At 58.1% G+C, this 4,074-nt stretch carries 5 protein-coding genes; 1 reads left to right on the top strand and 4 read right to left on the bottom strand.

All coding sequences use genetic code 11. The annotated features are described in order from the left end of the window. Positions 1-107: 107 nt before the first annotated feature. The 4 genes from B2W52_RS03315 to B2W52_RS03300 all read right to left on the bottom strand — a co-directional run bounded on the left by B2W52_RS03315 (position 108) and on the right by B2W52_RS03300 (position 3,341). Positions 108-719: a DUF4202 domain-containing protein gene (locus tag B2W52_RS03315; protein WP_273096587.1), complete on the bottom strand. Its 612-nt coding sequence runs from the start codon at positions 717-719 to the stop codon at positions 108-110. Positions 720-755: 36 nt separating this feature from the next. Continuing rightward, positions 756-1,373 carry a glutathione S-transferase family protein gene (locus tag B2W52_RS03310; RefSeq protein ID WP_014578490.1) on the bottom strand — a complete coding sequence of 206 codons (618 nt, stop codon included), beginning with the start codon at positions 1,371-1,373 and terminating at the stop codon, positions 756-758. A gap of 91 nt (positions 1,374-1,464) precedes the next feature. Continuing rightward, entirely contained in the window at positions 1,465-2,199 is a 735-nt protein-coding gene (locus B2W52_RS03305) for an alpha/beta fold hydrolase (RefSeq protein WP_008173405.1), read from the bottom strand. A gap of 41 nt (positions 2,200-2,240) precedes the next feature. Continuing rightward, positions 2,241-3,341 (bottom strand): M14 family zinc carboxypeptidase, encoded by a 1,101-nt coding sequence (locus tag B2W52_RS03300; RefSeq protein WP_008173407.1) that lies wholly within the window; start codon positions 3,339-3,341, stop codon positions 2,241-2,243. Between the two features lie 299 nt (positions 3,342-3,640). Here B2W52_RS03300 and B2W52_RS03295 point away from each other — a divergent pair. Continuing rightward, positions 3,641-4,074: glycine betaine ABC transporter substrate-binding protein (locus B2W52_RS03295; RefSeq protein WP_286801256.1), on the top strand; the 434-nt coding region annotated here is incomplete at its 3' end.

Raw genomic sequence — 4,074 nt, 5'->3', positions numbered from 1 at the left:
CGGAGCCATGGATGGCGGAGCCGAGCGTACAGGGAGGTATTCACAGCGTATTTTGGCAGGTCGTACCCGCTGGACTGTGCACAAAAGTTCGCAACAGGCATTTGATGCTAGGCGTCGGCCAAAGCCTCCTGCAAAAGTTCCAGAAGGTGCGCCGGCATCCCCTCTGCCAGCTTGAGTGCCGCCTCGTGCCCACGGGGCGACATCTTGCCCCAGGTCCGGCGCACTATGCGTAGCCACTTCTCCCGATCGTAGTCCGCTTTTTCCTCATAGAAATCTGCGAAATATCGTTCCAGGAAGACCATGCAGGCCACGTCCTCCAGCAGTTGAGTGTCGGCATCCTGCCTCAGTTCGCGCTTGGTCAGGATGGTCTCCACCCGATCGCACTCCTCCTTCGGGTAGCCACAATCCGCCATGATTTCTGCAGCACGCCGGCCATGCATACGGCCACAGGCCTGACGCCACTGGTAATAGGCTTTACGACCTTCCGGATAGTCCTTCCGCGGCATCGTCCACCGCTCAATGTGCTGGGCGCGGCAGGCGATCTGCATGCGTTCGAAAGGGTCGGATTCAAGCTCGAACAGCCAGCGGGTCATGTGCAGGCTGTAGGCGTATTCCTTCGGGAGGCGTTCGTTGTCGAAAGACTCCTGATTGGGGTCGGCCTTATTGGCTGCGTCAATAGACGCCAGCGCGCACTGGAGTCTTGAATCCGTTGTGGTCATTAAGATCTCTCTTCTGGTTTCTGACTGGCCTGTGGCTCAGACCTGGGCAGAGGGGCGTTCCTTGATGCGGTCGTACCAGGCCTGCAGATTGGCCTGCTCAGGTTTGATCCGGATGCCCACCACCCGCGCGAATGCCACTGTTGTGAAAGCGTTGATATCGGCGGCCGTAAAGCGGTCGCAGCAGATGTATTCCTTGCCTTCGAGCTGCTTGTCGAGGAAGTGCATGAACTTCTCAACGCTCTTGCCGCATTCCTCACCCCACTCCTTGATCGGGTTCATCCGGTCCTTGAAATAGCCGGTGGTGTGCTGAAAACACATGCCAGTGGGCATGAAGAAGAACAGCTCGATCCACCGGAGCCACTGCTCAAGCTGGGCTTTTTCAAGCGGGGTGTCGCCCATCAGGGTCGGCGTGTCCGGGTAGCTCTCTTCGAAATAGCGGCAGATTGCCATGGTCTCGGCAATACAGGTGCCGTCATCCAGTTCCATCACAGGCACTTTCTTCATCGGATTTCGGGCGACAAATTCAGGTGTCAGGTTTTCACCCTTCTGCAGGTCAATCTCGATGAATTCGGCCTTTTCCAACAGGCCTTTCTCGGCCATGAACATGCGCACGCGGCGGGGGTTAGGGGCGGTTTTGGTTTCGAAGATTTTCATTATTATCGGCTCCGTTCCTGATCAATGGCGGCTTAGGCGGTTTAAAACGAGAAGACTGACCGGAAAGAAGAGTTGCGTCAAGCAACCGGCGCTAGCGCGGCAACCAGTTGCGGATCTGCTGGATAATCCACTCCGGATCGTCCAGTGGAAGGTCATGGCCAGCATCCGGGTGCAGTTTCATGGTCCATTGCCAGCGCTGCTCCAGCGTGGAACTGCAGCGCCAGTGAACGATGCGATCGCCGCGGCTGGCGAGAATCAGGGCATCTGGCACAGGACGCTTTTCACCGGGTTTGTAGCGGGCGGCAGCCGCCAACTGGTTGATCGCATTGCGGGTACTGACGGGGCGTTGTCGTTGTATGCTGTACCACTGTTTTGCCAGTGACAGAGGCACCTCACGGTTAGACGTGAGCCGGAGAATATCCCGCTCACGGTCAAACAACTCCTGACGGGCCAGCAGCCGCAGAATTCGCGGCCAGACCCCAGGCCGCATGCGTTTCCAGGGCGGGCTGAAGCCGGAACTGGTATTGATCAGGACCAGGTTCTGGATCTGACCATCCGCAGCCTGCTGGGCCCAGTCCAGGGCCACCATACCGCCCATGGAAAGTGCCAGGATGCTGAAAGGACCGGGGATATGGCTAACGTGCCTGGAGACAGCTTCCCGAATCGCCGCTACCGTTGCCGGACTGTCTTCTCGATATCGCACGCCCGTCCCGGGCAGGTCGACCAGATGGAACTGGTGCTCGGGAAATGCCTCCCCAAGGCGAGCCGGGAAGCTGCCCCAGTGGGCGTGTTCCCGAGTCAGACCCCGCAACAGAATCCAGTGCATACGATAGTTCCGATTGATGGATGCCAGGGCCGGCTGGATCGCTAGAGAGTATCGCGATACCAGTGCATGATCGCGGCTTCTTTCAGCATGGACTCCTCATCCCGAGCCGGCAACCAGTTTTCGTGGCTGGCGGCGGCGTTAATCAGGAAGTCCATCCAGGTCAGATGGCTGCGCAGGACCCGCTTGTGCCGGTGCGGAACCAGGGGATTGAAAAAGCCGTCGAGTCTCAGCAACTGACGGGGCCGCTTGCGAATCCAGCGCCAGGAGCCCATCTCCAGGGTCAGGGGCAGGAAAACACCGGCATTTTCGCGATTGACCTGTTTGTAGAAGTAATCCCACAAGTCGCCATGGGTGAGATAGTGGCGGGACTGGGGCTCGAAACGGTAGTCGTGATTTGGGTATGACTGCTCCCAGATAAGCTTCAGCGCCATAACCGATGCGACTCGACGCATGGGTCGACGCCGGTAGGCGTAGGGAAACCAGATCTGGTCCTGCATCCCGAATCCGGAATGGCAGTCCAGTGCCACACTGAACGGCCGCCCCGGCAGCAGCTGTTTTATGACCGCCTCAAGAGCCAGGTTTTCGGGCTCCATGCCCTGTTCAGGGTCGCCGGTGTACCACGGCAATCGGGGTGAAATTCTCTGGCCGCCGAGCAGGAATGCGCTACGTTCCTGGGCCTGGATCGGCGCATTGCGCATCAGGTCCACGCCGTTGGGATTACTGCGCTGATTCAGGTACATACCGCCCGGGTTAAGGATTGGCAAAAGGGTAATTCGAACCTTCTGCAACAACCCCAGCAAATGTTCGTCCCAGGTCACTCTGGCGAGTAGCGACTTCAGCCAGGCCATCACTACCTGGCTTCCAATGCGTTCAAGCCCGTGCACGCCGCCAACAAGCAATACCGCTGGCACATCGGGCCGGGAAGATCCGATATCGACACGGTAGATGGGCAAGGAGAGGTCCTTGAGGGCGACCCGCTCCACCACTTCGGTTGTGATGAAATCCGGCGCTTCCGCCAGGATGCGCTCCAGGCCAACGAGCTCCGGCAGGAAGGTTCTCAGCAACCTTCGCTGACGCCCATCCCGGGAGGCCTGCTCGTGGCTGATTGATGTGTGAGGTGTCAGGTCGCGCAGCTCTGTCATGCTGTTCTCCGGGTTCAGGTACCCGGAGTGTATCCATCGATTACTACACCTTCTTGACAGTTCTCCCGGGGCATAATGTGTCTCTTTTAAAGACGCATTTGGAATACGCCCTTGTAACTGAGCTGAGGTTCGTTATCCTTACAGCTAAGTATTAACCGAGACCTCGTGATTTGTTCGACCTTAACAGCGACCATGAAAGAGCTGTTTTCCCGATCCTTATGGATCGCCGTCCCCTCGTATCGGCACTAACACCGACAACACCCTCCAAAAATCACAAACCCTGAAAAGGAGAAGTGACTATGCGAAAGCTTAAGTCTGCTGCACTGCTTTGCGCGCTATCCGTACCCGTCGCGGCCCAGGCCAATTGCGGCGAGGTATCCATTACCGAAATGAACTGGGCGTCCAACACGGTCGTCACCAACGTGGCCACCTTCATCATGGAGCAGGGTTACGGCTGTGACGTCACCATTGTTCCTTCCGATACCGTTCCGGCGGTAACTTCCGTTGCCGAAAACGGTGAGCCTGACATCGTCACCGAGCTGTGGCTGAACTCCGCGGGCGAGGCCTACCTGCGCCTGGAAGAACAGGGCAAAGTGGAGCGCCTTGGCAAGGTTCTCGATCCGGGCGGTGTTGAAGGCTGGTGGATTCCCACCTACCTCGCGGAAGAGCATCCGGAGCTGAAGACCATCGAAGGCATCATGGCCAATCCTGAGCTCGTTGGCGGCACCTTCAA

The organism is Marinobacter sp. UBA2498 (genome assembly GCF_002341575.1).
Taxonomy (GTDB): Bacteria; Pseudomonadota; Gammaproteobacteria; order Pseudomonadales; family Oleiphilaceae; genus Marinobacter; species Marinobacter manganoxydans.
This window is presented reverse-complemented; position numbering and strand designations above follow the sequence as displayed.